Raw genomic sequence first — 4,401 nt, forward strand, 5'->3', positions numbered from 1 at the left:
TTGGGCGTGGGTAGGAGGCGTCAACGACTTCGTTATGCCCGTCGCCCTGGCGAACGATGGTGTGGTTCTGGGTTATGCACGTGATATGTCGAAGGCTGTCATTTGTCGCCCTGGTGGCGCATGGGAACCACTGGGGACGGCCGAGAATTGGTCCCCGGCCGATATCAATGACGCAGGCGATGTCGTCGGGTTTGTCAAGCAAGAAGGAATGTGTCGACCGTGGATACGATTGGCGACCGGGCAAGAAATCATGTTGCCGTACGCCATCGGCCATGACACGTTTCCGAAAGCCATCAACTCGGCTGGCCAGATTGTGGGGACTGCGCAGGCAGACCATGGCGGCCACGCGGTTATCTGGCGTCGCAATTGATTGCCATATCTAAAAATGCTCACGGCCGGGTCGGACATGATTGATGACAGCACAGGGTGCAGAGTATGACGTCGCACACCGAAACAGAACGAACCGGTTAAGCCAGCGGACACCGGCCAAGCCCACGAAAGCTGTCGCGGCGCTTCAGGCCCGAATCAAGGCCAAGCGCGCCGCTCGCCGAAGGGGATGACCCGTGTTGGCGTTGTGGTGGGTGTGGGCACCGCGCAGACCGCCGCGAGATTCGCGTTACGGGCTGGTGCGCCCAGTGATGCGCAACCGACCGGGCTAGGGCGCATCGAACTTCCAAGGCACGTGCTCATATGTCGCTGGGTCCGTTGCCATGATCCGCACCGAGCCGCGCACCTTGGCGATGAAGCTCTCACCGGGTTCGCGGTTGCGAACGGTGCGCGGAATATTCCCGGCGTTGTCTTCGATTTCAACCTCCCCGCCTGGGAACGGGTCAACCGCGATCGCTGCGAGCTTGCGGCCCGAAATGTTGGTGAACTCGTATCGGTCTTCGCCGAGCGGTTCGGCTTTCCATGGATCGGGTTCGGTCACGGTGCTTGTCCTTTCAGCTAGTTGTCCTCAAACACAAAGTGTCCGGTGCGTTCCGAGAAAACCAGCGGCCCGTTTGAGACGACAATCGCGACGATTTCGCGGCCATCCTCGGGATGCTGAGCGGGTCGCACGTCCATCACCATGACCCGCTGGCCGGTGTTCGGGTGATTGACGTGTGTGCCGATCCATTTCCAGTAATCGGTCGCCTCAACGATCACCGTTTCGCGCACATTGTCGGGTTGCGCCAGCCGATTGAACTTGTCACCCGGCGCGGCGTTGATATCACCCACCGGGCCCGTAGCGTCGTCGCGCACCGTGATCAGAATGCGCCGATTCGGCTCGTCGTCGTCCAGGGCGGTAATGGTGACCACATGCATCGTGCCGTCAGGTGCCGAGACGCTGATGATGTCCCCGACCTGTAGCAAGCGGGCTGTGGTGGGTCGCGGAGCCGGTGTGCTCATACGTCAACGCTAAGTCGCGTCTGCGATGAAGCCCAGGCCGACCGCCGCGTTATGGGTTCCTGCCGACCAGACCGCCACGGCTAGCCGGGGAAAATGAATTCGTCGCCGGTCGTTAGACGTACTTCATCGCCTTTGCGAACTTCCAAGTCAACATCGGCACGAATTGTGTCTTTGCGGTCAACGTCGAAAGTTTCGATTCGATCAGGTACGGCTGGAATTTGACGTATGGCTTCCCCGAGGCTGGCAAGTGAAGAGCCAGGGTACATCGGGTTGCGGATTTCATAGGCAGGACGGCCTTTGATTGTCATGAACGTGCGGCCAATCGATAACCGCTCGCCACTGAACCGGACTACCTTGACAACCGCTTTCGGAACTTCCACGTTCTCTACAAACTTTTCGTCACCTTCGCCAAATTCGACCGGCACACCCCCCGGCACCAACACTACAAACTGCATACCAATCTTGACGCCGTTGGCCTTACCGACATTCATGATAATTTCGCGGTTATTGACGAAGTCCACAACCTTGCCCCTGATGACCTCGTCGTCTTCGACCATCCCGGCCTCTACGTCTTCCGGTAAATTATGTTCGGTCATTGATCTCGTCTCCTGTTTCGACAGCTTGACTAAGCTCGCCGCTGCTTTCTTGCTGTAACTCGCTTCTCGACAAGATCGCTGCCGTAGCCTCTTTCGCTTCTTCTAGTATTTCGCCTTGTTGCTTTTTATCGACCAATTGCACCAGCGGCTCATTGAAAGCAACCCAATCGGCTACGGCGTTGCGTATTCCTTCGGCTGTCCAACTTAATTCAACGCTCAATACGCCCATATTGTCGCGGAGTTGAGTCGGTTTCATCGTCTTACTTTCGAAGCTAGTAGAAGCCATCTGTTCGGCATTGATCACGCGTGCGGAGAGATCTAGTAATCTTTCAACGGCCCGCTTCGCATAGGCCGGATGTGCCTTACCGTGCCCCGAAAATAAAAAAGCCGCGATACCCTGTGCGAAAACCGCTATCACCGCAATCAGAAGTTGATTAGGCCCCTTCGTGACAGCGGTGAAAATCGTCAGAACGATACCGGCGAGAGCGCAGATGTAACCGGCAGTCTGCCTTACGCTCAGGTAGCGCCACCACTCGCTGACTTGGTTGACCAGGCGGCGAGGTTTCTCCACGGAACGCCAGTCTAGAGATGACACCCGTCACCCATGCGGAGCAGAGGCCGCGTGTGTCGGCACCGTGCGCTACGCCCGTTTCGGCTGGCTGCCGCCAGCGAACCCATCCGGCCAGAATTCGCTGACCGGGATCGTACGTTCGCTGCACACCGGCCCTATCAGGGCTGGTTTTGTGGCTCTGACCTGCCGTGATGCTGGTGGCAGGTACGGATTCGAACCTGTGCAGGCGTTAGCCGACGGATTTCCAGTCCGCGTGGTGGTATCCCGACGTGTCGCCTGCTGTCGCAGCGACAGGCTCTGACATGGGCAGACCGTCCATGGTGGTCCCAATCTGTCCTTTTACATCTCACTCGACTCGATGCTCCTATTCGTGTTAAAAGGTCAAGCGGCGGTGAGCCAGTGGCGGTAGTTGTTGGCCAGGGTGTCGTTGCGTTGGTGTCCGCGTTCGAGCCGCGAGACGGTGATTACCGGGACGCCGAAATGGTTGGCGACGGTGGCGAGGGTGATGTTTTTGGCTTGCCGGGCCGGTCGTAGGTCGCTGTAGTCATCGATCGGGCCGGGCCGGGTGAGCAGTCGAAAGACTTCGCGGGCCATGGCTCGTTTGAGGAGTCGCAGAATCTCTTTCTTGGTGCGGTTCTTGGTGCCTTGGCGCTTCACGTAGTCGCGAGTTTGGGGGTGGCTGGACATGCGGACCAGCGCAATGCGGTGAAGCGCGCTGTTAGCGGCGCGGTCCCCGCCGCGGGAAAGTCGGTGGCGGGTGATTTTGCCCGAGGATGCCGGGACGGGAGCCGCCCCGCACAGAGCGGCGAAGGAGGCCTCGTTGCGTAGCCGGTGCGGGTTGGTGCCGGCGGTGACGAGCAACTGGGCGGCGGTGTCAGGACCGACGCCGTAGGCGGCGCGTAGCGCGGGATTAATCTGCTGGACAAGGGCATCCAGGTGTGCGGTGAGGTCGCGGTCTTGCTGCTCGAGGAATTCGACGCGCTGGGCCAGCGCCTTGGCGGCCGTCAGCACCGCGACGGTGATGGAATCGCTGTGGGCGGCGGGCCGGCATCGAGCCAATGCTTTGACCAGTGCCGTGGGGCTGTGGCGGCGGTAGCGCTCGCGCAGCTCGGCGGGCGCGGTCACCAGCAGGGCGTGGATTTGGTTGGTCGCGGCAGTGCGGGCCTTGACCGCGCTGCGGCGTGCGGTCAGCAGCGCTCGCAGGGCGGTGGTGTGTTCGTCTTTGGGCACGGCCAGGCCATGGCCGGCCAGTGCGGCGCGGGCAGCGGCGTAGGCGTCCAACGGGTCGGATTTGCCCTGGCGGCGGCGTGCGGCCCGATCGGGGCGGCTGACCTCGGCCACCTCGATCCCCACAGCCTGCAGGACCCGGGTCAGACCCGCGCCGTAGCTCGAAGTACCTTCCACCCCGGCGATCACGATGGTGCCGAAGCTTTGGGCCCACTTCACTGCGACGTCGTAGCCGGCTGGGCACGTCGGGAATTCGGCGTCTGCCAAGGGTTTCCCGGCGTCCGTGAGGACAGCCAGATGGTTAGTGTCCAGATGGGTGTCGGCGCCGATGACGACGCGCCGTAATGCTGTCACGATGGTGGTGTCCCTTCTCGTTGGTGATCGCTAGCGGATGGGTCACCCGGTGGGGCGTGCAGACAACACATTGATGAGGAACTGCCAGGCTCCTGATTAAGTCATGTCCGCCCTGCCGGGCCTCTTCGGTGCCAGCCCGCCACCGGTGGGACAGATCAACTGAAAGACAACCCACGGGGTGTCAGTGACAACGGGAGTCACCACCGGCAGCCGACTGGCAAGACCATCATCAACACATCCGCTTGAACGTCATCAATGTGACAA

6 protein-coding genes are annotated in these 4,401 nt (G+C 60.7%); 1 reads left to right on the plus strand and 5 read right to left on the minus strand.

What is annotated here, in order from left to right; genetic code table 11:
* A partial coding sequence (locus tag ACLP9N_RS00030; protein WP_442405481.1) for a hypothetical protein occupies nucleotides 1-370 on the plus strand: 370 nt, incomplete at its 5' end.
* A gap of 285 nt (nucleotides 371-655) precedes the next feature.
* Here the strand turns inward: ACLP9N_RS00030 and ACLP9N_RS00035 are convergent.
* The 5 genes from ACLP9N_RS00035 to ACLP9N_RS00055 all read right to left on the minus strand — a co-directional run bounded on the left by ACLP9N_RS00035 (nucleotide 656) and on the right by ACLP9N_RS00055 (nucleotide 4,137).
* Nucleotides 656-928 (minus strand): hypothetical protein, encoded by a 273-nt coding sequence (locus tag ACLP9N_RS00035; RefSeq protein ID WP_442405482.1) that lies wholly within the window; start codon nucleotides 926-928, stop codon nucleotides 656-658.
* Between the two features lie 17 nt (nucleotides 929-945).
* The gene (locus ACLP9N_RS00040; RefSeq protein ID WP_442405483.1) at nucleotides 946-1,389 is read right to left on the minus strand and encodes a hypothetical protein; all 444 of its coding nucleotides are present in this window, start codon (nucleotides 1,387-1,389) and stop codon (nucleotides 946-948) included.
* A gap of 80 nt (nucleotides 1,390-1,469) precedes the next feature.
* On the minus strand, nucleotides 1,470-1,985 hold the full coding sequence (locus ACLP9N_RS00045) for a hypothetical protein (RefSeq protein ID WP_442405484.1): 516 nt from the start codon (nucleotides 1,983-1,985) through the stop codon (nucleotides 1,470-1,472).
* The gene (locus ACLP9N_RS00050; RefSeq protein WP_442405485.1) at nucleotides 1,972-2,556 is read right to left on the minus strand and encodes a hypothetical protein; all 585 of its coding nucleotides are present in this window, start codon (nucleotides 2,554-2,556) and stop codon (nucleotides 1,972-1,974) included. Before ACLP9N_RS00050 ends, ACLP9N_RS00045 begins: the two co-directional genes overlap by 14 nt.
* A 381-nt stretch (nucleotides 2,557-2,937) precedes the next feature.
* Nucleotides 2,938-4,137, minus strand: coding sequence for an IS110 family transposase (locus ACLP9N_RS00055; RefSeq protein ID WP_442405486.1), 1,200 nt, complete (start codon nucleotides 4,135-4,137; stop codon nucleotides 2,938-2,940).
* Between the last annotated feature and the right edge of the window lie 264 nt (nucleotides 4,138-4,401).

The sequence above is a fragment of the Mycobacterium sp. genome, assembly GCF_052144515.1.
Classification (GTDB): Bacteria; Actinomycetota; Actinomycetes; order Mycobacteriales; family Mycobacteriaceae; genus Mycobacterium.

Coding starts and splice junctions, on each gene's coding strand:
- ACLP9N_RS00040 (WP_442405483.1), bottom strand. CDS start 1,389: ATGAGCACACCGGCTCCGCGACCCACCACAGCCCGCTTGCTACAGGTC.
- ACLP9N_RS00045 (WP_442405484.1), bottom strand. CDS start 1,985: ATGACCGAACATAATTTACCGGAAGACGTAGAGGCCGGGATGGTCGAA.